Below are 23,920 nucleotides of genomic sequence, written 5' to 3' on the forward strand. Positions count from 1 at the left end.
CGGCCGCGCTCGGCACCGACGCCGCGCCGCCCGCCCGCCCCGGCACGGCGGGGCGCCGCGATCCGTTCACGCTCGGCGTCGCCTCCGGCGATCCGCAGCCGGGCGGAACGGTGCTGTGGACGCGGCTGGCCCCCGACCCGCTCGCCGAGGACGGGCGGGGCGGGATGCCGCGCCGCGACGTCGAGGTGGAGTGGCAGGTGGCCACCGACGAGCACTTCCGCGACGTGGTGAAGTCCGGCACGGCGACGGCCGGCCCCCGCTGGGCGCACTCGGTCCACGTCGAGGTGGAGGGCCTGCGGCCGCGGGCGGACTACTTCTACCGGTTCCGCAGCGGCCAGCACGTCAGCCCGGCGGGGCGGACCCGCACGGCGCCGGATCCGCGGGCGCGCGTGGACCGGTTCGCGTTCGCGTTCACCAGCTGCCAGAGCTACACCAACGGCCACTACACCGCGCAGGCGCACCTGGCCGAGGAGGACCTCGACCTGGTGGCGTTCCTCGGCGACTACATCTACGAAACGGGCGAGCCGGGAGAGATCGGCCGGCCGCACGTGCCGGCGGTGGAGGCGGAGTCGCTGGCCGAGTACCGGATCCGGCACGCCCAGTACAAGACCGACGAGCACCTGCAGGCAGCGCACGCCGCGCACCCCTGGGCAGCGGTGTTCGACGACCACGAACTGGACAACAACTGGGCGGACGGCAACCCCTATGAGGGCGAGGAGCCCGCCGAGGAGTTCCTGCGCCGGCGCACCAACGCGATGCAGGCGTACTACGAGCACATGCCGCTGCGCCGCTACCAGCGGCCGGTGGGGCCCGACCTTGCGCTCTACCGGCGGGTCTCCTTCGGCAACCTGGTCGACCTGCACCTACTGGACACGCGCCAGTACCGCAGCCCGCAGGTCAGCGACGAAGAGCGGGACGACCCGTCGCGCACCATCCTCGGCGCGGAGCAGAAGCGCTGGCTGCTGGACGGGCTGGCGTCCTCGCGGGCGCGCTGGAATGTCCTCGCCCAGCAGGTGTTCTTCTCCCAGCGCGACTTCACCGCGGGCGGCGCCGAGACGTTCAGCGACGACGCCTGGGACAACTACCTGGTGGAGCGGAACGAGGTGCGGGACCGGCTGGCCGCGGCGTCCAACCCGGTCGTGATCACCGGCGACGTGCACGCCAACTACGTCGTCGACGTCAAGGCCGACTTCACCGACCCGGAGTCGGACACGGTCGCCACCGAGCTGGTCGGGACGTCGTTCACCAGCGGCGGCGACGGCATGGAGCAGGCGCCGACGGATCCGGTGCAGCTGGCCGAGAACCCGCACATCGCGTTCATCAACCGGCGGCGGGGCTACGTCCGCAACGTGGTCACGCCGACCGAGTGGACCGCCGACTACCGCGTGCTCGACTATGTCAGCCGCCCGGGCTCGCCCATCCGCGACCGCGCCCGCTTCACTATCCGCGACGGCATCCCGGGCGCCCGCGAGGACACGCCCCCTGCGCCGTAGGACCGGCCGCTCCGCGGGGCGCATCCGCCCGCGGGGAGCGCCGCCGGGGACGGGGGCGGAGGTGTCTCGGCCCGACCCGCGGACCCGCCGGCGCCCGCACTCCCCGGCGCGCTCCCGCCCCCTGCCGGCCGGCGGCGCACCGGCCGGCCCCGATCCCCGTCCGCCCGGGCCGGAGAGCGGCGCGCCGCCGAGCGGTTCCGCCGGTACTGGGGGGCGCCGCGATCCGCGCGGCCGTCTCCCGCCAGAGCGCCTGCGGGAAGGGCAGGCCGGATCCGGACTCGGCTCCCCGCAGTCCGCACGGGTCGCGCGGGGCGGGTTCGAGGCCCCGCAAAGCCCTCCTGAGCTGGCCTTTCCGCCGCGGCGACCCGCTGCACGGAGCGTCCTGGGCGCTGGTACGTTCCGCTCAAGAGCGGGGCTGACAAGCGGGGGTGCGACATGCAGGTGATCATCATCGGCGGCGGGGTGGGCGGCCTGGCGGCGGCGCGCGGACTGCTGGCACGCGGCCACACCGTCGAGGTCTATGAGCGGAGCGCGGCCCTGCGCACCGGCGGGGCGGCGCTGGGCCTCTACGCAAACGGGCTCGCCGCACTCTCCGCCGTCGGCGTCTCGATCGCCGACCTGGGCCGGCGGATCGACATCCTGGAGATGGCCGACGGCGCAGGACGGTCGGCGATGCCGATCGACATGGCCGCGGTGACCGAGGTGCTCGGCCACGAGAACCGGACGGTGCCGCGCAGCGCCCTGCTGCGGCGGCTGGCCGAGGGCCTGCCGAGCGGAGTACTGCGTTTCGGCGCCGGCGCGGTGTCGGTTCAGGGCAGCTCCGGCAACGGCGCAGCACCGGTACGGGTGGAATTCGCCGACGGTTCGGCCGCCGAGGGCGACGCGGTGATCGGTGCCGACGGCATCGGTTCCGTCGTGCGGGACGCGCTGCCCGGGCTGCCGCCGGCCAAGCCGAGCGGCTGGGCGTCCTGGCAGGCGCTCACGCCGGTACCCGGAGCGTTCACCGAGGGCACGGTATGCCGGTTCGTGCAGGGGCGCGACGGCAACTGCGGCATCATGCCCGCCGGAGACGGCCTGCTGCAGTGGTGGTTCGACGCACCGTGGGATCCGGAGGGGCCGCTGCCCGCATCGCCGGCCGGGATGCTGCGCGCCCGCTACGCCCACTGGCAGGACCCGCAGGTCGCCGAACTTCTCGCGAACGCGCGCGACGAGGACCTGCACCCCTACCCGCACTACCGGCACGCTGTACCGCGGACGTGGGGCGAGGGCCCGGTCACGCTGCTGGGCGACGCGGCGCACGCCTTTCCACCGATGATGGCCCAAGGCGCCAACCAGGCGCTGGAGGACGCGGCAGCGCTGACCTGGTCGCTCGGGGGCCCCGACGGCCCCCGGGGCGGGACTGCGGCCGCCCTGCGCCGCTACGAGCGGGCCCGGCGCCCCCGGGCCGCGCGCGCCTCCCTCATCTCGGCGCGCCCCGTCAACGGGCCCGTGGTGCTCCCGCCGTCGCTGGCCGGCAGCATCACGCCCTGGGCCGGCCGCGCATTCGCGGCGTCCCTCGCCTCCGTCAGCACCGTCCTGGCGGTCGAGAAGCGCACCCGCGCCGCGGCGCGCTGACCCCCGGGGGGGGCGACCGCGGTGCCGCCGTGGCTTTCCTTGCCCGGGGCAACGAGAAGGCCCACCGGACGGCATCGCCGAGAACGGCCCCTGCGACACCGCGTCCACCAGCCTGCCCATGGTGGTACGGCTGGTGTCCGGAACGGGCGCCCGGACAGCGGGTGGCGGCCAGCGCGCGCCAGCTTCCGATTTGACGGAAGGATGCGGCGGCGCCTTGTTGTGTATGCCGGGATAGGAGCGCCCGAAGGCCCGGAGCGAGGCCCGACTCTCCACGCCCTCTTCCCAGCGCACGAGGGCCCTGTCTGCGGCACCGCCGATGACGGCCTGGCGGCGGCCCCGTCGGGTGTCGAGCCCAGCTAGCCGCCCCCTGGCGTGCGGACACTGGCCCGTCTCGCACGGTGGCGCGGGCGGCGAGCATTCGGGAGCGATGCCGCGTAGAAGTGCGGCTGCGGCACCGCGCCCTCACATCGGGCAAGGCACCGTGGCACCTCGTCCTCGCTGCCGGTTCTCTGCGGCGCGCACGGCGTGCCTCGGTCTGCGGCCGTCGCCTGAGGCGGAGTGTTCCGGCCGGCTGAGTCCTGGCGGCCTTTGCGTGTCCGTCCGGGGGGCGCTTGGCGGGGCGCGGTCCGGAAACGGCCGGGCTTCGAGAACACGTTCCACTCCCCCGTGCTAGGTTCCGGCCATGCGCGTGGACGAGTACCTGGAGTACGACGCCGTCGGCCTGGCCGAGCTGATCCGCAGCGGGGAGGTCGCGCCCGGTGCCGTGCTGGAGGCGGCGATCGCGCGGGCCGAGGAGGTCGATCCGGCGCTGAACACGATCGTGCGGCCGATGTACGGCGAGGCGCGCAAACGGGCGGCCGCTGCGCCGAGCGGGCCGTTGGCGGGCGTCCCGTTCCTGCTCAAAGACCTGTCCCAGGATTACGCCGGACTGCCGACGTCAGCCGGCTGCCGGGCGCTGCGGGACGTGCCGGCCCCGCGGCACGCCGAGGTGGTGCGCCGCTGGCTGGAGGCCGGCCTGGTGCCGTTCGGCAAGACCAACGTGCCCGAGTTCGGCGCCAAGGCGGTCACGGAGTCGCGCGAGTTCGGTCCGGCCCGCAACCCGTGGAACCGCGGCCATACGCCGGGCGGCTCCTCGGGCGGTTCGGCGGCCGCCGTGGCTGCCGGGATCGCGCCGGCCGCGGGCGGCAACGACGGCGGCGGGTCGATCCGGATCCCCGCGGCGTGCTGCGGGCTGTTCGGCCTCAAGCCGGGCCGCGGGCGGGTGCCGTTCGGGCCGACCTCGGGCGAGCCGATGCACGGCGCTTCGGTCAACGGAGCGCTGACGCGGACCGTGCGCGACAGCGCAGCGCTGCTCGACGCGGTCGCCGGACCCGAACCCACCTCGCCGTACCCGATCGCGCCGCCGGAGCGGCCCTACACCGAGGAAGTGGGGCGCCCGCCCGGACGGCTGCGGATCGGCTTCACCGACCGCTCGCCGCTGGGCACTCCGGTGCACCCGGAGGCGGTTGCGGCGGTGCGGTCGGCGGCGGCGCTGCTGGCCGAGCTCGGCCACGACGTCGCCGAAGACGAGCCGGCGATCGACGGCCGCGCGCTCACCGCCGACTTCGCGGCGCTGTGGTACGGCTCGATGGCCGGCCTGGTGGCCGGGGTCAAGGCCGACACCGGCTGCGGGGACGACGCCTTCGAGCCGGACACCCTGATGCTCGCGGCGATGGGCCGTGCGCAGTCGTCGGCCGACTACGTCCGCGGCAGTCAGCGGTGGAACGACCACATCCTGGCACTGGCGGACTTCCACTCCCGCTACGACCTGCTGCTGACGCCGTCCATCGCCGGACCGCCGGTGGCCGTCGGCAGGCTCGACCCGCCGCCGTGGCTGCGCAGCGCCGAGTCGGTCCTGGTCAAGCTGCACGCAGAACGGCTGGTCGCCGCGACCGGACTGGTGACGCGCGAGCTGATGACGAATCTGACGGCGACCCCGTTCACGCTGACGGCCAACCTCACCGGCACTCCGGCGATGTCGGTCCCGCTGCACTGGACCGCGGCCGGCCTGCCGCTCGGCGTCCAGTTCATCGCGCCGGCGGCCGGGGAGGGACTCCTCCTGCGCCTGGCCGCCCAGCTCGAAGAGGCCCGCCCCTGGGCGCACCGGCGCCCCGCCGACGTTCCGTTCCCCACCCCCGGACCCGCCGCCTGACCTGCCGTGGAAGCGCCCGCGCGCGTCCGGAGAAGGGCGGTCTCCTCCCCCCACGCGGAACGCCCTCGGGCCTGCGGCGCATCCGCTGAGCGGCGCCGCCCCAGGCCGCGGCGCAGACGTGCAGGATCGGGCCGGGCGCAGCCCTGGCCCTGAGCGGCCGCGGGCGGCAGGCCGGAGCGCGCCGGCACCGCGGCCGCGGAGCGCACCGCAGGCTGGCTCGCCGCCCGCCGGCGCCCCCTTCCATCGAGGGCGCGTTGCGCCAGGTGGGAGCGTGGGCAGCGGCGCCCGGCCCGGCTCGGGTGCGCCTCCCTCCGCCACGGAGCCCGCGCCCCTCCCGGAACGCCTCCGGCTCCCCGGGACCGCAGCGGCCAGGCAGCCCCGGCCGCCGGCGCACCCCGGCGGGCGGCGCGAACGGTCCCGGCCGCGCCGGTCAGCCTTGCGGCGGGTGGCGGAATTCGCCGACGGCGAAGGGGATGCCGCCGGGATCGCGGAGGACGCCGTGCTTCATCCAGCCCTCGTCGACGATCGGTTCGACGGTGGAGCCGCCGGCGACCTCGGCGCGCACCGCCACCGCGTCGGCGTCGGCCGCGGCGAAGCTCATCTCCCAGCGGGCCGGCCCCGCGCCCTGCTCGATCCAGGCGACGGCGTCTTCGAAGCGGGGCGGTACGCCGCCCGCCGCCTGGCGCGCCCGGATCTGCGGGTCGACGTGGCGCTCGAGGAAGTCGCCGTAGCCGGCCAGCAGCACCAGGCGCGTCGGCACGCCGCCGGGACCGGCCGGCTGCACCTCCCAGCCGAACACCGCCGCATAGAAGGCGGCGGCCGCATCGGTGTCGGGCGTGGTGAGCGAGCTGAAGCTCCAGGTGCCCGGCGCGTTCACCTCGTGCGCGCCGCCCATGCCCGCGGCCTGCCACAGCCCGAACACGGCGCCCTCCGGGTCGGCGCACAGGGCGGCCCGCGCAACGCCGGGCACGTCGGCGGGAGCGGCGAGGACGGTGCCCCCGTGCTCGCTGACCAGGTCCGCCGCCGCGTCGGCGCGGTCGACCCGGATATAGCTGGTCCAGCGGTCGGTGCCGTCGGACAGTCCGGGCAGGCCGATGCCGGCAACGTCACCGCCGCCGCTGGTCCGCCGGGCGATGCGCCCCGGAGCCCCGGCCGGACCGTCGGCCAGCTCCCAGCCGAACGCCTCGGCGTAGAACGCCCCGATCCCCTCGCCGGTCCGGTCCACCCAGCAGGGCACTCCAGCCGGATAGCGTGCCTGTTCGCGCATGGTCCTCCTCGGTCGCACGCCGGGCCGGCGCCCGGCGTGCGGCCATCATGGCTCCTCACCCGGACAGTGCGGGTCCGCATCGCCGCGCGCCGCCCGATGCCGGCGCCCGGTGCGCGTACGGAAGTCATCGGGCGCCGCTGCCGGCCGCCGCCGCGCGCCCCTCCGCGGCGGCCTGGGCGGCGAGCAGTGTGCCGGCGTGCGCAGCGGTCCACTCCGCCATTGCGCGCATGGGCCCGTCGAGCAGGGTCCGGCCGAGCGGCGTCACCGCGTACTCCACCCGCGGCGGCGACTCCCGGTACCGCCGGCGGCTGAGGAGGCCGTTGCCCTGCAGCCGGTGCAGCGCCTCGGTCAGCGGCTTGTCCTGCACACCGCCGACCGCGGCCTTGACCGCGCTGCGGCGCAGCGGCCCGCCGTCGAGGGCCGCGAGAACCAAGGGGTCCCAGACGTGTGCGAACAGGTCGAGGGCGGCGCGCAGGCGGCAGTCCACCACGCGGTCCTCGCAGTGCGGCGGACGCGGCACACCGCTCCGCCCTTCCGGCGCGGACCCGGCGCCCGACACAGCCATCGCCATAGCCCCATGCTGCCATGCCCGTTGCGCACCGCCCGGTGCGCAACGGGCCGTCTAGCGTCGCCGCGAACACCCCACAGCTAGGGAGTACGCATGAACGACACCACCACGCGGCCGGAGCCGTCCGACGGCGGGGACTCCGCGGCCGGCGGCGCATCCGGGCCGCTGCGGATCGGAATCCTCGGCACCGGCGCGCTCGCCCGAGGGCTGGGCAGCGCATGGATCCGCGCCGGCCACCGGATCGCTGTCGGCGGGCGGAGCCCGGAGCGGGCGCGGGTCCTCGCCACCGGTCTCGGACCGCAGGCCGAGGCGCTTCCCCCGCACGCCGCGGCATCGGGCCGCGACGCCGTCCTTCTCGCCGTGCCCTGGGACGGCGCCGAATCAATGCTCGGCCTGGCACGGGCTCACACGAGTCTGCGCGGCACACCGCTGATCGACCCGACCAACCCGGCCGACTACGGCAGCGGCGCCGTGCAGCTGCCGCCCGGCGAGTCGTCCGCGGAGCGGATCGCGGCCGCAGCGCCCGGGGCACACGTCATGAAGGCCTTCCAGTTCTTCCCGTCCGCGGTGTGGGAGGACGGCCCGCAGGTCAGGCCCGTGGTTGCCGCTGCAGGGGCCGGGGCGGCCCGGGCGATGGCCGAGCGGCTCATCCGCGACGCCGGCGGAACCCCCGCCGTCCTCGGCGGCCCCGCCCGCGCCCGCCAGCTGGAAGAGGCGGCCGGGTTCCTGATGGGCCTCGTCAGTGCGGGCCACGACCCCGCGGCTGCCTTCCCTGCGGTCAGCTGACTCCCCCTGAGAACATCAATACGGACCGCGCGGGCGCGCGTTCTGCCCGCAGTAGGCGGGTTCCCCGCGACCGGCCGGTCAGCTCCCGAGGAGAGCCGTTCCCAGCGGCGACCTCGGGTAGCGGACGGACCGGCCGGCGCGGTGGGCAGTGAGGAGGCCGGCGGCGCGCAGTGCGGTGAGGTCGGCGCGGGCACTGCGCGGATGGCCCTCCGCGACTCCGTCCACCCCGAGGAAGCCGAGCTGCCTCTCTCGCGCAGCGCGTGGACAGCGTTCTGCGCCGCAGCTGCTCGCGAAGCGCTCTGACGCAGCACCCCGGCAAAGGCTGCGAATGCGTCTCGCCCGATCAACCAGGGCGCGGACTTCTCGGGCGCCGTGGCCGAGGCCGTTCCGGCGCACTTTGCGGTCGCGGGAGCCGGGGTAGCCGGCGCCGCCGTCGTGCTGGCACTGGGCCGCCGCCGGTAGTCCAGCATCCGACGACAGCGCGCCGGCGCCGGGACTGAACCCGGCGCCGGCGCGTGGCGGTTCAACCGCTGTCGCCCGCTTAACGCGTGGCGACGAGCTCCTCGTCGGAGTCCGGCGTCTGCTCCGAGGCGGCCGGGGCCTCGGCGGCGGGGTCGGATTCGACGGAGCGGGCCGGGGTGACGATGCCCTGCTCGATCGCCATCTCGCGGATGACGCGGGGGGCGGTCCACAGGGTCGGCAGGAGGATCAGGCCGACCGGGACGGCGGCGACCACGATGAACGACTGCAGTGCGTCGACGCCGCCGTCGCCGACACCGAGCAGCGCCGCGCCGGCCAGGCCCATGCCGACGCACCAGAACAGCCGGACCCAGCCGGACGGCTCGCCGCCGTGCATGCTGGACGCGGAGATGGTGTAGGACATCGCGTCCATGGTGGAGGCGAAGAACACCAGCGACACGATCACCATGATCACGCCGAGCAGTGCGGTGAACGGCAGCGCCTGGATGATGGACATCGCCGCAGCCGGCAGGCCGTGCTCGGCGTAGGGGTCGGAGATGACCCCGGGCTGCTGGGTCTCCAGGTAGAGGCCGGTGCCGCCGAGCGCGCTGAACCAGAGGTTGGTGACCGCGGTCGGCAGCAGGGTGGCGCCGACGAAGATCTGGCGCACGGTCCGCCCGCGCGAAATGCGCGCGATGAAGATCGCCATCATCGGCGCGTATCCCAGGAACCAGCCGAAGAAGAACACCGTCCAGTAGCCGAGCCACTCGGCGTCGCCGCGGAAGAGCGTCATGGTGGCGAACTCGCGTGCGTACACCGCGGTCGCCTGCAGGTGGGCGTCGACGACGAAGGCGCCCGATCCGAGCGCCACGATCGCGGCGACCAGCACGACCGCGACCCACACGTTGATCCGGCTGAGCAGCTGGATTCCCCGCGAGATACCGCTGAGCAGGGAGATGGCGGCGACGACGGTGAGGCTGAGGATGATGACCGCCTGCACCCCGTAGCTGTCGGGCGTACCGAAGAGCGTGCTCGACATGTACGACACCTGCAGCCCGAGGAAGCCGAGCGGCCCCACGGTTCCGGCGACGGTGGCGGCGATGCACGCGATGTCGGTGACCGTGCCCAGCCAGTGCGTGCGGATGCGCTCGCCCATGACCGGATAGAGCAGGGTCCGCGGCCGCAGCGGCATGCCCTGCTGCACACCGCGCATCATGACGAGGGTGGCCAGCGAGCCGCCGATCGCCCACGCGGCGAGGCCCCAGTGTGTGAAGCTCTGCGCCAGCGCCGTCGCGACGCCGGCCATCGGGCCGTCGATCGAGTCGGCGTACTGCGGCGGCGCATCCGCGTAATGGGCGATCGGCTCAGCCGCGGCCCAGAACACGCCGCCGGCCGCGAGCAGGGTGGTCAGCACCATGGCGACCCAGCGGAAGACGCTGAACTCCGGCGTGTCCCTGCCGCCCATCCGGACCCTCCCGTAGCGGGAGAACGCCAGGACGGCGGCGACCACGACGGTCGCCAGCAGGAGGACTTGCCAGTAGGCGCCGAACCAGTCGGCGGAGAAGGCGAAGGCGGCGGATACGGCCGCACCGGTCGCACCCGGTGCGATGAGGGCTGCGGCGACGAAGGCGGCCAGCAGGCCGCCGCTGATGGTGATGACCCAGACGTCCGCCCGGCGGCCCGTGGGCAGGGGCGAAGACTGCTCGTCAGTGGGGATCGGAGGACACTCCTCGAAGTCCGTCCACGGCCGGAAATGGCACATCGGCTCGGTGGACGCCGCGGCAGATCGCGGGGATGATCAGAACAAGTCGCCCAGAATAGTCCTCCTTGCCCGGTGTACGCGTGTGGCGCGATTCACCCGCTGGCAATGTTCGCGCCCACGCGGGCTCCCTGGCGCGCCGTGCCGTATCCCACTCCGCTGCGGACGTTTGGGGCGAAACCGGTGCTCAGGCGTGGTATTCGGCGGCCCGGGGAGCGCCTCCGCACTGCCGCACCGGGCTCGTTCAGCGCGGCGGCGTCCGCGGACGCGCTTCTGCGAGGCGAGGCGGCCGGCTGCCGCGCGCCGCCGGTACTGCCGGCCGCGCGGATCCCGCCGGCGGAGAACCCGCGTCCGCACCTGCCACCGCCGGAGCCGGTCGCGCGGGGTGCCCCCGCCGGGCCCGCTGCCGGCGGGGGCAGCGCCGGCGGGGCCGGGGACCGGCAGCCGCATGCCGCTGGGCGGCGGCACCGTGCTGCCGCGCCGGCTCTCCGTCGGCCCGGGCGGCGCTCAGGCGAGCACCGCGGAGACGGACAGCGCCGCGAGCCCGGCCGCGGAGAGGACGGTGCGCACGGTGTTCCAGCGGACCCACCGGGCTTCGAAGGCCGCGCGGACGCGTGCCGGGTCGGCCGGGCGGGGACCCGCGGAGTCGAGTGCGTTGTTCAACGGGATGTTGGCACCTGCGGTGATGAGCACGACGGCCGCCGCGGCCGCGAACCCCGCCCACGCGGCGACCGCCCCGCCGCCGTCCGACAGGGCCGCGTGGACCAGGGCCAGGACCGGCGTACCGAGGAAGACCGCCAGGAACACCGGGTTGACGATGGCGGTGTTCATCCGGTGCATCGCCTCGGTGAACACGGCGTCGCCCGCCGCGGACAGTCCGGGCATGACGGCGATGCTGAAGGTGAAGAAGGCTCCGGCGAACAGTCCTGCAGCGGTGACCGCAGCGGCGGCGGCGATGGCCTCGATGGCGTCCATGGTGCTCTCTCACGTCTGCAGCCGCCGGCGGCGGCTCCCGGATTCCAGTCAACCGCGCCGCACCCCGTGCGCTCCATCTCCGAAACCCCGGCGGCCATACGCGCGCGTCTATGCTCCGTGCATGGACGATCTGGCGGGACTGCTCGACGGCCCGCGCGCCCGCGGCGCGTTCCTGCTGCGGACCCTGTTCGACCCGCCGTGGGGCATCCGGGTGGCGGACCGTGCTCCGCTCACCCTGATGGTGCTGGTGCGCGGCACCGCCTGGGTGTCCGGCACCGGCCGACCGGTGCAGATGCGGCCGGGCGACGCCGTGCTGGCGCGCGGACCGGCCCCCTATTCGGTCTCCGACTCCCCCGCGGTGCCGCCGCGCGTCCGCATCGGCCCCGGCCAGGAGTGCACGGCGCTGTCCGGCGCGCCGGTCGCCGACCGGATGGACCTCGGCGTGCGCACCTGGGGCGACGGGCCGGGCGCGGCCGACGAGATGGTCGTCGGCACCTACCTCGCCGACGGAGAGGTGAGCCGCCGCCTGCTGGACCTGCTGCCGCCACTGGCGCACGTCCCGGCCGGCGACTGGGACAGCGGGCTGCTGGACCTGCTGAGCCGCGAGGTCACCCGGCGCGAACCGGGCCAGGACGTGGTGCTGGACCGCATCCTCGACCTGATGCTCGTGTCCGCACTGCGCGGCCTGCTCTCCGCCGGAGCCGCGGCGGGCCCGTCCTGGTACCGGGCGCGCACCGACCCGCTCGTGGGGCAGGCGCTGCGCCTGCTGCACACCCGTCCGGAGCGGCCGTGGACGGTGGCGCTGCTGGCGTCGGAATGCGGCGCCTCCCGGGCGGCGCTCGCGGCGCGCTTCTCCGCGCTGGTGGGCCGGCCGCCGATCGCCTACCTCACCGACCTGCGGCTGGCGCTCGCCGCCGACCTGCTGCGCAGCACCGACGCCACGCTGGCCGCCATCGCCCGCCGGGTCGGCTACGCGTCTCCCTTCGCCTTCAGCGCGGCCTTCACCCGGGTGCACGGCGTCAGCCCGAGCGCCCACCGCGCGGGCCGCCCGGGCGCGTGAACGGCGCAGTGCGGCACCCGGCCGAACACCCGTCCGGCACCGGGCCTCGCCGCAGGGGCAGACCGTCTCCGCCGGCCCCACCGGCACAGCCGCTTCTGCGGCCACGCCGGGTACTGCGGACCCCGCCGGTGCGGCTCCTCAGGAGCCCCGGCGGCGGGTTCGCCCCGTGTCCCGGCCCCCTGGCCGACAGGGCAGGGCAACGTCTGCCCTGCCCGTCGCGCCGCCCCGGCCGCGTACCGCGCGGCCGCTGAAGCCGCCGTCCATCGCCGCCGGCCGACGCCCGCACGGGCACAGCACCGGTTCCGGGGCGGCGCCCTGGGCCGGCGCGAACCGCCCAGCGCTGCGCCGCGGGCCAGCACTCCGGCCGCCCGGGACAGCCCCCGAGGTCCGCCTCCGGCATCACCGGCGCGGCATGCTCGCAGCGCCCGCCGGCAGCGGCCCGGCCGAGTTCCCGGCTGCGCTCCCCGCCGGGGGGGGGGAGCCGCAGCCCCCCTGGACCCGGCGCCGGCAGGGGCTCCCCTCTCCGCCGCCGTACTGGACCGGGCCGCCGGTCCGCGGTTCCCGGATCGGCCGGCTTCGGTCCCCGTCCCCTGCTCCGCCGGGGCTTTCCGGCCGCTCGGCCGGCTTCACCGCCACGGCAGCCACCCGCCCGGCTGGGCCGGCGGCCGGTACCCGCCGGGCAGCGGGCCGGCGGCTTCCTCCCCGCCGCCGGGTCCGCCCCGATCGGGCCTTCCCCCGCGCAGCACTGCGGCCCCGGGCCGGGACGGTCGGCACGGGGCCGCAGCGTGCGCCCGGACGGGGCGCACGCGGGTGCGGTCAGAGGTCGCGCAGGACGGGCCCGGCCTCCTTCTCCAGGTCGGGCGCGAGCATCTCCGAGTAGGTGGCGGTGAGGTGGTGGGAGTCCCGGTAGACGAGGACATTGCCCACCACGGCCGGGCAGGTGTCGTCGGTGCAGATGCGGCCGTTGAGGTCGACCACCTCGGCGCCGTTGCCGGGCAGGTCGGCGGCGAGCTGCTGCGGGTCCTCGCCGTCCAGGGCATCGGCGCGCTCCTTGGCGCACTCCTGCGGATCCGCGGCGTTCATCTCGACGCATTCCGGCACCCGCGCCACCGACTGCGGCGTGTCGGCGATGGCGACGACGCGCGCGCCCGCCTCCTCGACGGCGGCCCACTGCTGGTCCATGCCGTCGGCGATGGCCTGCTTGCCCTCGTCGCCGTCGCCGAGCTCGGCGCTGGCCGCGGCGCTGCGGTTGCTGGTGAAGACCACGTCGGGCGCGTCGTCGCCGGTGAGCCGCTCGACGACGTCGGCGTTCCAGTCCTCGCACTCCGGATAGGCCGCTTCCTCGCCGGCGTTGCGGGTGACCGGCTCGGCGGTGAACGGGCAGGACGACTTGGTGTAGGTGGCCACCCGCCAGTTCTCCTCGGCGGCGACCTTGCGCACGGCCGGCACCCAGTGTGCGGCGTGCGAGTCGCCGACCACGGCGACGGTGACGTCGGCGTCGTCGGGCCCGTAGAAGCACGGGTCGGCCTCGCGGTCGCCGGGCATGGCCTGGCACTCGTCGTCGTAGACGCTGGGCAGGTCGTCCAGTGCGTCGATCGGCGAGGGGTAGACCGCGGCGCCGTCCGTGCCTTCGGGGGCTCCTGCGCCGGCCAGCGCCTCCGGGCCGACGTGCACCTGCGGGTCGAAGGCCACGTCGCGGTGGCGCTCGATCTTGGCCCAGCCGGCGGCGCTGACGCAGCCCACCAGCAGCGCGGCCGAGACCGCGAAGACCAGCGCCGAGCGGCCGGTCTTGAACAGGCCGTTGGTGCGCACCGGGTCTTCCACGAACACCTTGGTGGCCCAGGCCAGCAGGACCGAGCCGGCGGCGACGATCAGGCCGCCGGCGAGGCCGAGGCCGTCGGTGCCCAGCACGAAGGGCAGGAACACGATCAGCGGCCAGTGCCACAGGTAGATGGCGTAGGAGGTGTCGCCGATGAACCGGGCCGGCGCGACGCTGAGCAGCCGGTAGGTGGACCAGCGGCCCCGCGTCTCCCCGGCGGCGATCACCGCTGCGGCGCCCAGCACCGGCAGCGCGGCGGTGTAGCCGGGGAAGGCGACGGCGTCGTCGTAGGTGATGGCGGCCGCGGCGATGGCGAGCAGTCCGGCCCAGCCCAGCGGCCCGCGGACCTGCTCCGGCAGCGTCCGGTGGGCCAGCACCATGGCCAGCACCCCGCCGACCGCCAGCTCCCACATGCGGGTCTGCGGCAGGAAGTAGGCCGGCGCGGGGTCGGTGATGGTGAGCCACACCGAGCAGAGCAGCGAGGCGGCGATCACGGCCCCGCCCGCCGCCAGCAGCACCCGGGCGCGGCGCCAGCGGGCCGGCAGCGCGGTCCAGCCGACGAACAGCAGCGGCCACAGCAGGTAGAACTGCTCCTCCACGGCGAGCGACCAGAAGTGCTGCACCGGGCTCTCCGCGGCACCCGCGGCGAGGTAGTCGACCGAATCGGCGGCCAGCAGGAGGTTCTGCACGTAGGCCGCTGAGGCCACCAGCTGCTTGGCGGTGTCGAGGAGCTGGGCCGAGGGCAGCAGCACCATGGAGAGGGCGCCGGTGGCGGCCAGCACCACGGTGGCTGCGGGCAGGATCCTGCGGACACGGCGGATATAGAAGCCGGAGATGGATACGCGGCCGCTGGTGCGTGCCTCCCGCAGCAGCAGGGTCGTGATCAGGAACCCGGAGATCACGAAGAAGACGTCCACCCCGACGTAGCCGCCGGGGAGCAGGTCCTTGTCGATGTGGTACACGACGACCATGGCCACTGCCAGCGCACGCAGCCCCTGGACCTCGGGGAAGAAGCGGCGGGGCGGTGCTGGCCGGGAGGCCGTCGGTGCCGGCGCGGGACGGGATCGGGTCGCCACAGGTGTCCTTGCCTGAGTCTCGGGGCTCGGGTGCGCCGCATCGGGGACCGGGCGGGGCGCCGCCCGGCGGGGCGGTGGCCCGATGCGCCGTTCCTGAGAATTCTCTCAGGAACGGGGATTCTCTCAGGAAAACACGACCGTGGGTAGCCGAATCGTCGCGGCACAGCACACGTAGGACGAAAGTTCTCCGGGGGTCCGCCCAGAAGTCGCGCACGGGCAACACGCCGACAGGGGCCGGGACTGCCCGCCGGCCCCCGGACCCGGCGGCCCACCTGGGACTTTCCGCGCCGCGGGCCGCGCGGAACCGGGAACGCCCGCCACCGAAGCCATCGCACCAGTGAGATTCAGATCACTTTTTCGGCGCCGGCGCGGGGAAACGCCGGTCCCAGCCGCCACCGGCCCCCGCCCCGGCCTCTCGCCCCGCCGCCCTTCCGGAACGGGGGCCCGGGGTGTACCGGGAGCAGGGCTGCCGCGCAGGCCCGCGCTCCGCACGGCTCGGCGCGGCCCCGGAAGGCGGCGCCGCGCCCGGGCGGACGCCGCTGCAGTCGGCGGCGGCATCCTCGGCACTTCGGCGCTCTTCCCTCTGTCGCGCCGAGCCGCAGCGTCCCGCTGCTGGGGGCCCGCGCAGCGTCGACCGGGCTCCTCCGGTATGCCGGCCGCCGGAGTGCGCGCCCAGTCCTCCGACCGGCTCGACAGCGCCCCGGGCGCCCGCGGCCGGCGCGCCCACGCCGCGTTCGCCGAGCAGGCCGGCGCCGGCGCGGGCTTCGACCCGCTCGGCTCCCTCTTCCCGCTGTCCCGCCCGGACGACGCCGCCTTCGAGCGCGCGGTGGCACTTCAGAACACGGTGGGCGTGCGATCGCGCAGGCCGGCCCGGCCGTGTGCGCGGCCGGAGCGCGACCGCCCGCGATCGGCCGGATGGCCGGCGTGGAGCTGCCGGTCTCCCCCGTGCACCGCCCGATCGCCTTCACCCGGCCGCTGGACCCGCGCCCGCCGCGGCTACCGTCCACCCCCGGCTCCGCCTGCAGCGCCCACGGGCACAACAGCGACGGCCTGCTGTCCGGCATGCCCGTCGGCCGCGGACCGGCGGGGCTGTACGAGACCACTCCGGACTGCGCCGCGCTCAGCGGCGCCGACGGCGCACCCCCGCCGGCTTCTGCTAGGCGACCGGCTCCTCCGGACACGGCTTCCTGCAGGCGACGGCCGCGGGCGGGAGATCATCCGCGACCCGGCGCCGCTGAGCGCCGAGCGGTTCACCGCCGGCGCGGGGCGCCCCGAGGCCGCGTCGTCTGAGGCGGCGGCCCCGGCGCGGGGCGCCGCTCCCGGGGCCTCCTCCTCGCGGCTCAGTGCGCCCAGGACTCGCGCCGCCAGGCGGCGTCCCAGAACCACAGCTCATAGGTGGTAGCCGTGGTGAAGGCCTCGTGCATGCGGTCCACGGTGGCCGGGTCCGAGCGCTCGGCGATGCCGTCGACGATCCCGCGCAGCTCCCGCGTGGAGGCGGCGAACTCCTCGTCGGCGTAGGTGGCGATCCAGGTGCCGAAGGGGTGGCCGCCGAGGTCGCCGGCCTTCTGCAGCAGCCGGGCGCCGACGTCGGTGTAGACCCAGAAGCAGGGCAGGACCCCGGCGGCGAGTTCGCCGTAGCCCTGGGTGTGGGCCAGGCCGAGCAGGTAGGAGACGTAGGCGGTGCAGGTCGGCGACTGCCGCTCGCCGGCGGCGGGCCCCGCGCCGCCGCCGTCGCCGACGACGCCGGCGTGCAGTGTGCTCTCGACAGCGATGGCGTTGTGGGCGGCCTTGGCGAAGAACGCCAGCTCCTCGGCGCGGTCGGCGCGGGCCGCGGCCGAGGCCAGCGCACGCGCATAGCCGCGCAGGTAGAGGGCGTCCTGGGCCATGTAGTAGGTGAACCGGTCGGGGCTCAGCGTGCCGTCGGCGAGCCCGGTGACGAACGGCAGGGCGTCGATCGCGCCCCGGACGTCGGCGGTGGCCTCCCAGGCCCGTGCGCAGAAACCACTCATGGTGGCGTCCCTTCGCTAGTGCGAACTAGTGCAGGTTCCACGGGTGTCGTCTCAGCCCCAGCCCTGCCGGGGCACCCCGCGCCATGCGGCGACCCTACAAGCGCCCCTTTCGCGGCGGGTAGGGCGCCCCCGGCCCCGCGGTGCCCGGCCCCGTACACGCGAACGCCGCGCTCCGTGCCCTGGGGGCGTCCGGAGCGCGGCGGGCCGCGCGTCACTTACCGCTGTAGGCGCGCTGGTTGGCGGCGGCGTACGCCTGGTCGGTCCAGGATTCCAGCGCCACCTCCTCCTGGCGGTCGCGCACGCACTTGGCCAGCGTGAAGGTCGAGGTGATGACGAACAGGACGCCCATCGCGATGAACGCGCGCATCCAGTGGTCGATGGGCAGGAAGGCGATTCCGGCGAGGAGGCCGGCGCTGGAGACGCCGAAGGCGATCATCGCCTGGAGGTAGAAGGCGGCCGTGACCTTGGTGGTGAAGGGAGAAGAACTCATAACGCCATAGTGGGCGGCGGTGCAGCGCCGGGCATGAGTACCGCTACTCAGTGCGGCGGGTATGGCCGCTTTGCGCCGCCGGGGTACCGCCCGGCGGGGTGCCGGGAGCGGGTGCCACGCGGTCCGGCCGGAACGGCTCCAGGTCCAGCCCGGTGTCCTCGCCCAGCGCCAGCCGCGCCGCGACGGCGCCCTGGTGGGGGCCGAAGGTGAGGCCGTTGGCGCCCAGCCCGGTCGCGACCGTGACGCCGTCCAGCGTGCGGGGCGCCCCGAGCAGCTGGACGCCGTCGCGGCTGGCCGGGCGGAAGCCGATGCGGGTCGCGCTGAGCTCCGCGTCGGTGAGGGCGGGCGCGGTCTCGACGGCGTCGGCGAGGACCTGGAGGATGCCGCCGACGGTGGCCCGGTGGTCGAACCCGGCCCACGGCTCGCGGGTGGCGCTGAGTACCACCCGGTCGGGCGGCGCGCCGAGAAGGTAGCGGCCGGTGCCGCTGAACCGGACCACCGGCCACTCGCCGGTGCGCTCCCGCGGCAGCCGGGCGTGCACGATCTGGCCGCGCATCGGATAGACGGGCAGGTCGATCCCGAACGGGCGGAGGAGCGCAGCCGACCAGGCACCGGCGGCCACGATGACGGCGTCGGCGGGCAGCTCGGCGCCGCCTGCGCGCACGCCGGTGGCGCGGTGGCCGGAGGCGGTGATCTCGGCGTCGCCGGCCACCGTGCGCAGCCCGCGCTCTTCAGCGGCCGCGATCAGCGCATCGCGCACCTGGCGGCCGCTGATGCGGGCCATTCCGGGGACCGCCACCCCGGACAGCGACGGATCGAGCACCGGGATGTGTTCGGCGGGCTCGCCCTCCGCCAGCCGGCGGACCGCCCCGATCCCCTCGTAGCCGGGCTCCGCGCTCAGCGCGCGGAGCAGCTCCAGGTCACGGTCGGCTGCCGCCGGGTCGCCGGCCACCGCCATGCCGCCCACCGCGCGGTAGCCGGTGGGTTGGCCGTCGCTGTCGAGGTCGGCCATGAGCCGCGGGTAGTCCGCGGCGGCCTGCAGCGCGAATGCCGTATCCGCGGGAGAGGCTCCGGGCATCGGCCACGGGAAGACCACTCCCGCCCCCGCGTCGGTGGCCCGGCCGCGCCGGGCGGAGTCGACGAGCGTGGTCGGCACGCCTGCGCGGCACAGGTGGTAGGCGGCGCTGGCGCCGACGATGCCGCCGCCGATGACAATCACCTTCATGCAGCCAGCTTGCCAAACCCTGCCCGGCGCCGGGCCGCGGCATCGCCGAGCACAGGACCCGCAGCGGATTGCCCAGCGCTCCGCGGCGGGGCCGCCGGACGGCCCCGCCGCAGGTCAGGATTGAGGTAGGCCGGGAAGCGGCGGGAACGCGAAAGGCGCGGGCTCGGCTCCCTTCTCGACGAGCCACGCCTGCCCGCTCTCCGCCGTTCCGGCGAGCCGCTCGACGGCGGCAGCGATCTCGTCGGCCTCCATGATCGTGGCGCCCAGCCCCATCTCCTCCAGCATCGGCCGGATCCCGGCGATCATCGGGGTGTCGACGAAGCCCGGGCAGACGGCGTTGATGACCGGCGGCGCTTCGATGGTCAGCGCGAGCGAGCGGACGTAGCCCACGGCGGCGTGCTTGGTGGCGGTGTAGATCTCGCCCGAAGGCGTGGCGTAGAGGCCGGCGCCGCTGGCGGTCACGACGATCGAGGAGCCTGCGCGGCCGCGCAGGTGCGGCAGGGCCGCGTGCACGCCGTAGACGATGTGGTGCAGGTTGACGGCGACCGCGGTGCGGTACTCGTCCAGGTCGAAGGGGACGCCGGTGGCGGCGGCGAGGCCTTCGCTGGGCCCGCCGACCCCCGCATTGAGGTGGAGGACGTCGAGGCCGCCGTGGTCGGCAGCGGCCCGCTCGACCGCGGCGGCGACCTGATCGGCGTCGGTGACGTCGGTGCGCTGGAAGACCGCGCCGGTCTCGGCTGCCACGTCCGCGCCGCGCTCGGCGTCGGTATCGGCGATCAGCACCCGCGCCCCTGCCGCGGCCGCGCGGCGGACGGTGGCCGCTCCGATCCCGTTCGCGCCGCCGGTGACCAGGACGCTCTTTCCGGTGAAGGCACTCATCTCTGCTGCTCTCTTTCTGCTGCGGGTCTCGGTCGGTACTTCTCGGTGAATCCCGGGGCGGCCCGAGCAGGAGGAGGCCCCGGAGGGCGTCCGCCGGCGGACGCCCCGGGTCAGAAGACGCGCCGCGCCCCGGGGAGGGAGCGGAGCCCCGCGGCGGCGCCCCAGGACACGGGGAGCGCCAGAGCGGTCAGCACGGCGAATTTGGCCAGGGCTGCAGCATCCCACCCGGCGAGGGCGTAGCCCAGGGCCGAGAGGACCGGGGCGTGCAGGAAGTAGACGGCGAAGGCGTGGTCGGAGACCCACCGCGCCGCCGCGCCCTGAGTGGGCCAGTACTGCTGGAACAGCCGCAGCAGGACCAGCACGACACCGACGGAGAACGTGCTGTCGAAGGCGCCGACGGCTGCGGCGGCGAGCGCGCTCTCCTGGTAGGCCTCGCCCAGCGGAAGGAACGCGACCGCCGCGAACGCGATCAGGCCCAGCCCGGTCCACAGGCCGGCGCGGGGCACGCTGTGGAACCAGCCGCGCCGGTAGCCCACCGCGCCGGCCGCGAAGAACAGCACGTACTGCGGCAGGTAGGCCGGGGTGGGCAGGCCGACGACCGGCCAGTAGGAGCCCACCGGGACCAGCAACCGCCAGGAGATGGTGAGGACGATGAGCACGGCGGTGAAGCCGAGGACCCGGCCCGCGCCGGGGAACCGCCCGCCCTGCTCCGCCGCTGGCGCGGCCGGCGCAGCGGCCCGGCGCGGCCGCAGGCGGCGGATGAGCAGGTAGGCGAGGCTGAAGACCAAGAGGGTCTCCACGAACCACATCGGCCCGGGGTCCCACGTGACCAGGTAGTACAGCCAGTACGGCAGAGCGCTGAGCGGGCCGTCCAGCGCACCGGGGAGCTGCAGCAGCGGGCGGACGAGCAGCAGGAACAGCAGCAGGGGCACGCCCAGGCGCAGCAGGCGGCCGCGGAGGAAGGCCCGCCCGCCCTTGCGGTCGGCCGACCCGGGCACGAAGAACCCGGAGATCAGGAAGAAGAACCCCATGAAGAAGGTCTGGTTGAGCATCACCACGAGGTCGAGGATGCCGCCGGTGGGGTCCTGGGCCGGCTCGGTGTAGTACCAGAGCGGGATGTTGCCGTAGGTGAGCGCCGCGTGGTGCACGACGACCAGGACGGTCAGCAGGATCCGCAGGTTGTCGAAGGCGCCGAGCCGGCGCGGGCCCGCGGGCGCCTCCGCGGTCGGCGCCGCCTCCGCGGCGGCCGCGTCCGGCGTACCGGCGGGCGGGGGCCCTCCGGCGGGGCCGGCCTGCGCTCCGGGCGGGCGGGGGGTTGAAGGGCGCGTCATCGGATTGCCGCCTCCACAGGTTGTCCAAGTGGCTGAAAATCTGGCCGAGTGGCCAAATAATGGCACGCGCGGCGGACCGCGCCATCCGGAATGTCCACCTGCGGACATGGGGGATCCCCCTGGCCCGCCCCCGAGGCAGCGCCCGGAGCCTGCCGGGCGCGGCGCACGCACGCACTCCGCGGAGAGGGCGCCGCCCCGCTTCCTACCGGGCGCGGACGGCGTGGTCCATGAGGTCGGCGAGGTCGCGGGCGTGGGCGTCGAGGTCGTGGCCGGGGTGGGCGATCCAGTATCCGAACATCGTGTCGATCGATGCCTGGAGGCTCACCGCGGCGACCCTGCGGTCGAACGCCCGCATCTCGCCCCTCTCCTGCCCGTCGGCGAAGATCTGCTCGATCCCCTGGTAGATGGGCTCCAGGCCGTCGATGCCGAAGCGCAGGCTCCCGTCGGGGTTGCGGGCCCCGTGGAAGGCGCTGGTGACCGCCCGCAGCTCGGTCTCGTGGTCCCGCATGTAGGCGGCCAGCCCGGTGATGTAGCTCCGCAGGCCGGCCCGCGCGCCGGGCGCCTCCAGCAGCAGCGGCGCGACCGCTTCACCGGCCGCTCCGTAGACCCGCTGGACCATCTGGTCCATCAGCTCGTCCTTGCCGGCGAAGTGGTAGGAGATGACGCCCTTGCTGATCCCGGCCTGGCGGGCGATACGGGCGAGCGAGGCGTTGCCGTAGCCGACGTCGGCGATCGTGGCGATCGCCGCCCCGATGATCTGCTCCCGGCGGGCCTCTTCAATGAACGTGCGCCGCCGCTCACCGCCGCCGTCCCTCTCCTGCTCCGTCTGCATGCGCCGAATCTAATGCAGCGGGGTGCGCACCGGCGTCCGCGGGACCGGATCCGCCACCGCGTGCCGCGCGGCCCCGAGGCCGCGGTGGTGTGCGCCGACCGGCGCGGGCCGCTGCCTCAGCCCTGGTCCGCCGCCTGCCGGAGCACGTCGGAGAAGGAGCGGGGCGGCCGGCCGAGCACCGCCTGGACTCCGCCGGCGAGGTGGGCGTTGCGGCCGTCCAGCACCTCGGTGAAGAGCGCGGTCAGCCCCTCCGCTTCGGCGGCGGGCATCCCTGCGGCGAGCAGGCCGTCCCGGAATTCCCGCGGCGCCGCGGCCCGGTAGTCCACCGTCCGCCCCGTAGTCCGGGAGACGATGCCCACGGCCTCAGCGAAGGTCAGCAGGTGCGGCCCGGTGACCTCGTGGACCGCACCGGCGTGGTCGCCGCGCGGACCGGTCAGTGCCGCGACAGCGACGTCGGCGAGGTCGTCGGCGTCGATGAACGGCTCTGCGGCGCCGCCGGCGGGGAGTTCCAGAACCCCGGACCGGATCGGCTCGGCCAGGAGGCCCTCCGTGAAGTTCTGGGCGAAGAAGCTCGACCGCACCACCGCGCCGACGGGCGGCCCGGCCGCGAAGAAGGCCTCCTCTGCGCGGAGCGCGCCGGCCTCTCCCCGCCCGGACAGCAGGACGAGGCGCTCAACGCCTGCTTCGACGGCCCGGCGGGTGAAGGCCGCGACGGCCGCGTCCGCTCCTGGGAACGCGAGGTCGGGGGCGTAGGCGAGGTAGGCGGCACGGACTCCGTCGAGCACCGGCGGCCACGTGCGGGGGTCTCCCCACTCGAACGGCGGGGTACCGGCGCGGGAGCCGATCCGTACTCCGCGGCCGAGCGCGCTCAGCCGCGCAGCGACGCGGCGGCCGGTCGTCCCGGTTCCGCCGAGGACGAGTGCGGTCGCCTGCTGCGCAGTGCCGGGGTGGCCAGGGGCGATGTCTGCGTTCGATGTCATGGTGCCAACCCAACCGCCCCTGGGCCGCAGCGCCCATGGCCCAGACGCCGGGGAGCATACGCGGGGCTCCAGGCGCGACCCGGATCCACCGGCCGTTGGGCGCCCGCCGCCGTGCGCGCCGCCGCGGCTCCTGGCGGAACGGGCGGTCCGCTACCATCGGCGCATGGTGCGGACACCTCTCACCGAAGGGCAGCGGGACCGCGGCCGCGCGCTGGGGCAGGTCCTGCGGGCGGCGCGTGCGCCGCGCACGGCGGCCGACATCGCCGCCGAGGCCGGCGTCTCCATCGACACGCTCCGCAAGATCGAGCGCGGCGCCATCCCCAACCCGGCGTTCTTCACGGTCGCCGCGATCGCCGGCGCCGTCGGCCTCGACCTGGCCGACCTCGCCGCCCGCGTCGGCGGCGCCGCCTCCGGCGCCTCCCCGGAGAGCGCGTCGCGCGCCTCCTGACTCAGTAGAGCCGCTCGGCGTAGGCGGGCCCGTAGTACTCCTCGAGCTCGCTCAGCGGCACCTCGGGGGATTCCAGCTCTTTGGCGATCCGCGCCCGCGGCGGTGTGCGCATCTCCTCGGGGCCGGGCCACATGCCGGGCTGCCACAGCTGAGACCGCAGGAGCGCTTTGGCGCAGTGGTGGAAGACGGTGTCGATCTCCACCACCACCGCGAGCTTCGGCCGCTTCCCCTTGACCGCGAGGCCGTCGAAGTACGGCGCGTCGGAGACGATCCGCGCCCGCCCGTTTATGCGCAGCGTGTCGCCGCGGCCGGGAATCATGAAGAGCAGGCCGACGTGCGGGTTGCCGAGGATGTTGCGCAGCCCGTCCACCCGCCGGTTTCCGGGCCGGTCGGGCAGCACGATCGTCGTGTCGTCGATGACGTGCACGAGCTGCCCGGCGGGATCGCCCTTCGGCGACACGTCGCAGCTGCCGTCCGCCCCGGAGGTCGCCACCAGGCAGAACGGCGACTCCGCCAGCCACGCCCGGTCCACTTCGGCGAGCACCGCCCGCTCCTTCGCCACAGCCCGGCCCGCCGGCTCCCCCACCAGCTCGCGGAGCTCCGCCTCACCGGCCACCACCCGCTCGACGGGCTCCAACGGCTTCTCCACCGACGACGCA

General features: G+C 75.3%; 20 protein-coding genes and 1 riboswitch. Of the genes, 7 read left to right on the forward strand and 13 right to left on the reverse strand.

Features of this window, described 5'->3' with window-relative positions; all coding sequences use genetic code 11:
* The 3 genes from ACYVGT_RS13620 to ACYVGT_RS13630 all read left to right on the forward strand — a co-directional run.
* Window positions 1-1,493 (forward strand): alkaline phosphatase D family protein (locus ACYVGT_RS13620; protein WP_460857929.1); only part of this gene is annotated, 1,493 nt, incomplete at its 5' end.
* Between the two features lie 435 nt (window positions 1,494-1,928).
* The gene (locus ACYVGT_RS13625; RefSeq protein WP_460857931.1) at window positions 1,929-3,107 is read left to right on the forward strand and encodes an FAD-dependent monooxygenase; all 1,179 of its coding nucleotides are present in this window, start codon (window positions 1,929-1,931) and stop codon (window positions 3,105-3,107) included.
* Window positions 3,108-3,789: 682 nt separating this feature from the next.
* Entirely contained in the window at window positions 3,790-5,298 is a 1,509-nt protein-coding gene (locus ACYVGT_RS13630) for an amidase (protein WP_460857933.1), read from the forward strand.
* A 430-nt stretch (window positions 5,299-5,728) separates the two neighbouring features.
* Here ACYVGT_RS13630 and ACYVGT_RS13635 read toward each other — a convergent pair whose 3' ends face one another.
* The gene (locus ACYVGT_RS13635; protein ID WP_460857935.1) at window positions 5,729-6,565 is read right to left on the reverse strand and encodes a VOC family protein; all 837 of its coding nucleotides are present in this window, start codon (window positions 6,563-6,565) and stop codon (window positions 5,729-5,731) included.
* Window positions 6,566-6,689: 124 nt separating this feature from the next.
* Window positions 6,690-7,136 (reverse strand): winged helix-turn-helix transcriptional regulator, encoded by a 447-nt coding sequence (locus ACYVGT_RS13640; protein ID WP_460857937.1) that lies wholly within the window; start codon window positions 7,134-7,136, stop codon window positions 6,690-6,692.
* A 90-nt stretch (window positions 7,137-7,226) separates the two neighbouring features.
* Between ACYVGT_RS13640 and ACYVGT_RS13645 the strand changes: the two genes are divergently transcribed.
* Both ACYVGT_RS13645 and ACYVGT_RS13650 read left to right on the forward strand, forming a co-directional pair.
* Window positions 7,227-7,919, forward strand: a complete 693-nt coding sequence (locus ACYVGT_RS13645; RefSeq protein WP_460857939.1) for an NADPH-dependent F420 reductase — start codon at window positions 7,227-7,229, stop codon at window positions 7,917-7,919.
* Window positions 7,920-8,120: 201 nt separating this feature from the next.
* Complete coding sequence (locus tag ACYVGT_RS13650; RefSeq protein WP_460858139.1) at window positions 8,121-8,222, forward strand: DUF397 domain-containing protein; 102 nt, start codon at window positions 8,121-8,123, stop codon at window positions 8,220-8,222.
* A 238-nt stretch (window positions 8,223-8,460) separates the two neighbouring features.
* Here the strand turns inward: ACYVGT_RS13650 and ACYVGT_RS13655 are convergent, their stop codons facing one another.
* Window positions 8,461-10,140, reverse strand: coding sequence for a BCCT family transporter (locus ACYVGT_RS13655; RefSeq protein ID WP_460857940.1), 1,680 nt, complete (start codon window positions 10,138-10,140; stop codon window positions 8,461-8,463).
* 504 nt (window positions 10,141-10,644) lie between these two features.
* Complete coding sequence (locus ACYVGT_RS13660; protein ID WP_460857942.1) at window positions 10,645-11,112, reverse strand: anthrone oxygenase family protein; 468 nt, start codon at window positions 11,110-11,112, stop codon at window positions 10,645-10,647.
* 121 nt (window positions 11,113-11,233) lie between these two features.
* Here ACYVGT_RS13660 and ACYVGT_RS13665 point away from each other — a divergent pair, with 121 nt between their 5' ends.
* Window positions 11,234-12,172 carry an AraC family transcriptional regulator gene (locus ACYVGT_RS13665; RefSeq protein ID WP_460857944.1) on the forward strand — a complete coding sequence of 313 codons (939 nt, stop codon included), beginning with the start codon at window positions 11,234-11,236 and terminating at the stop codon, window positions 12,170-12,172.
* A gap of 816 nt (window positions 12,173-12,988) precedes the next feature.
* Here the strand turns inward: ACYVGT_RS13665 and ACYVGT_RS13670 are convergent.
* The 8 genes from ACYVGT_RS13670 to ACYVGT_RS13705 form a co-directional block, all read right to left on the reverse strand.
* Window positions 12,989-15,067 (reverse strand): acyltransferase family protein, encoded by a 2,079-nt coding sequence (locus tag ACYVGT_RS13670; protein WP_460857946.1) that lies wholly within the window; start codon window positions 15,065-15,067, stop codon window positions 12,989-12,991.
* A 1,340-nt stretch (window positions 15,068-16,407) separates the two neighbouring features.
* The gene (locus ACYVGT_RS13675) at window positions 16,408-17,076 is read right to left on the reverse strand and encodes a TenA family protein (protein WP_460857948.1); all 669 of its coding nucleotides are present in this window, start codon (window positions 17,074-17,076) and stop codon (window positions 16,408-16,410) included.
* Window positions 17,067-17,165: riboswitch (TPP riboswitch) on the reverse strand. It overlaps the preceding gene by 10 nt.
* 122 nt (window positions 17,166-17,287) lie before the next feature.
* Window positions 17,288-17,566: a YiaA/YiaB family inner membrane protein gene (locus ACYVGT_RS13680; RefSeq protein ID WP_460857949.1), complete on the reverse strand. Its 279-nt coding sequence runs from the start codon at window positions 17,564-17,566 to the stop codon at window positions 17,288-17,290.
* 43 nt (window positions 17,567-17,609) lie between these two features.
* Window positions 17,610-18,791: an NAD(P)/FAD-dependent oxidoreductase gene (locus ACYVGT_RS13685; protein WP_460857951.1), complete on the reverse strand. Its 1,182-nt coding sequence runs from the start codon at window positions 18,789-18,791 to the stop codon at window positions 17,610-17,612.
* 114 nt (window positions 18,792-18,905) lie between these two features.
* The gene (locus ACYVGT_RS13690; RefSeq protein ID WP_460857953.1) at window positions 18,906-19,670 is read right to left on the reverse strand and encodes an SDR family NAD(P)-dependent oxidoreductase; all 765 of its coding nucleotides are present in this window, start codon (window positions 19,668-19,670) and stop codon (window positions 18,906-18,908) included.
* 110 nt (window positions 19,671-19,780) lie between these two features.
* Window positions 19,781-21,001 carry an acyltransferase family protein gene (locus ACYVGT_RS13695; RefSeq protein ID WP_460857955.1) on the reverse strand — a complete coding sequence of 407 codons (1,221 nt, stop codon included), beginning with the start codon at window positions 20,999-21,001 and terminating at the stop codon, window positions 19,781-19,783.
* Between the two features lie 202 nt (window positions 21,002-21,203).
* Window positions 21,204-21,833, reverse strand: coding sequence for a TetR/AcrR family transcriptional regulator (locus tag ACYVGT_RS13700; protein WP_460857957.1), 630 nt, complete (start codon window positions 21,831-21,833; stop codon window positions 21,204-21,206).
* A gap of 116 nt (window positions 21,834-21,949) precedes the next feature.
* The gene (locus tag ACYVGT_RS13705; protein ID WP_460857959.1) at window positions 21,950-22,813 is read right to left on the reverse strand and encodes a Rossmann-fold NAD(P)-binding domain-containing protein; all 864 of its coding nucleotides are present in this window, start codon (window positions 22,811-22,813) and stop codon (window positions 21,950-21,952) included.
* Window positions 22,814-22,976: 163 nt separating this feature from the next.
* Between ACYVGT_RS13705 and ACYVGT_RS13710 the strand changes: the two genes are divergently transcribed.
* Entirely contained in the window at window positions 22,977-23,261 is a 285-nt protein-coding gene (locus ACYVGT_RS13710; RefSeq protein ID WP_460857961.1) for a helix-turn-helix domain-containing protein, read from the forward strand.
* Window position 23,262: 1 nt separating this feature from the next.
* Here ACYVGT_RS13710 and ACYVGT_RS13715 read toward each other — a convergent pair whose 3' ends face one another.
* On the reverse strand, window positions 23,263-23,898 hold the full coding sequence (locus ACYVGT_RS13715) for a pyridoxamine 5'-phosphate oxidase family protein (RefSeq protein WP_460858141.1): 636 nt from the start codon (window positions 23,896-23,898) through the stop codon (window positions 23,263-23,265).
* Window positions 23,899-23,920 lie beyond the last annotated feature (22 nt).

It is taken from the genome of Nocardiopsis coralliicola (assembly GCF_054779695.1).

Excerpts from the sequence above, each read along its gene's own strand:
- ACYVGT_RS13625 (WP_460857931.1), top strand. The coding sequence starts at position 1,929 with ATGCAGGTGATCATCATCGGCGGCGGGGTGGGCGGCCTGGCGGCGGCG.
- ACYVGT_RS13630 (WP_460857933.1), top strand. The coding sequence starts at position 3,790 with ATGCGCGTGGACGAGTACCTGGAGTACGACGCCGTCGGCCTGGCCGAG.
- ACYVGT_RS13635 (WP_460857935.1), bottom strand. The coding sequence starts at position 6,565 with ATGCGCGAACAGGCACGCTATCCGGCTGGAGTGCCCTGCTGGGTGGAC.
- ACYVGT_RS13640 (WP_460857937.1), bottom strand. The coding sequence starts at position 7,136 with ATGGCGATGGCTGTGTCGGGCGCCGGGTCCGCGCCGGAAGGGCGGAGC.
- ACYVGT_RS13645 (WP_460857939.1), top strand. The coding sequence starts at position 7,227 with ATGAACGACACCACCACGCGGCCGGAGCCGTCCGACGGCGGGGACTCC.
- ACYVGT_RS13650 (WP_460858139.1), top strand. The coding sequence starts at position 8,121 with ATGGCCCTCCGCGACTCCGTCCACCCCGAGGAAGCCGAGCTGCCTCTC.
- ACYVGT_RS13655 (WP_460857940.1), bottom strand. The coding sequence starts at position 10,140 with ATGTGCCATTTCCGGCCGTGGACGGACTTCGAGGAGTGTCCTCCGATC.
- ACYVGT_RS13660 (WP_460857942.1), bottom strand. The coding sequence starts at position 11,112 with ATGGACGCCATCGAGGCCATCGCCGCCGCCGCTGCGGTCACCGCTGCA.
- ACYVGT_RS13665 (WP_460857944.1), top strand. The coding sequence starts at position 11,234 with ATGGACGATCTGGCGGGACTGCTCGACGGCCCGCGCGCCCGCGGCGCG.
- ACYVGT_RS13675 (WP_460857948.1), bottom strand. The coding sequence starts at position 17,076 with ATGAGTGGTTTCTGCGCACGGGCCTGGGAGGCCACCGCCGACGTCCGG.
- ACYVGT_RS13680 (WP_460857949.1), bottom strand. The coding sequence starts at position 17,566 with ATGAGTTCTTCTCCCTTCACCACCAAGGTCACGGCCGCCTTCTACCTC.
- ACYVGT_RS13685 (WP_460857951.1), bottom strand. The coding sequence starts at position 18,791 with ATGAAGGTGATTGTCATCGGCGGCGGCATCGTCGGCGCCAGCGCCGCC.
- ACYVGT_RS13690 (WP_460857953.1), bottom strand. The coding sequence starts at position 19,670 with ATGAGTGCCTTCACCGGAAAGAGCGTCCTGGTCACCGGCGGCGCGAAC.
- ACYVGT_RS13695 (WP_460857955.1), bottom strand. The coding sequence starts at position 21,001 with ATGACGCGCCCTTCAACCCCCCGCCCGCCCGGAGCGCAGGCCGGCCCC.
- ACYVGT_RS13700 (WP_460857957.1), bottom strand. The coding sequence starts at position 21,833 with ATGCAGACGGAGCAGGAGAGGGACGGCGGCGGTGAGCGGCGGCGCACG.
- ACYVGT_RS13705 (WP_460857959.1), bottom strand. The coding sequence starts at position 22,813 with ATGACATCGAACGCAGACATCGCCCCTGGCCACCCCGGCACTGCGCAG.
- ACYVGT_RS13710 (WP_460857961.1), top strand. The coding sequence starts at position 22,977 with ATGGTGCGGACACCTCTCACCGAAGGGCAGCGGGACCGCGGCCGCGCG.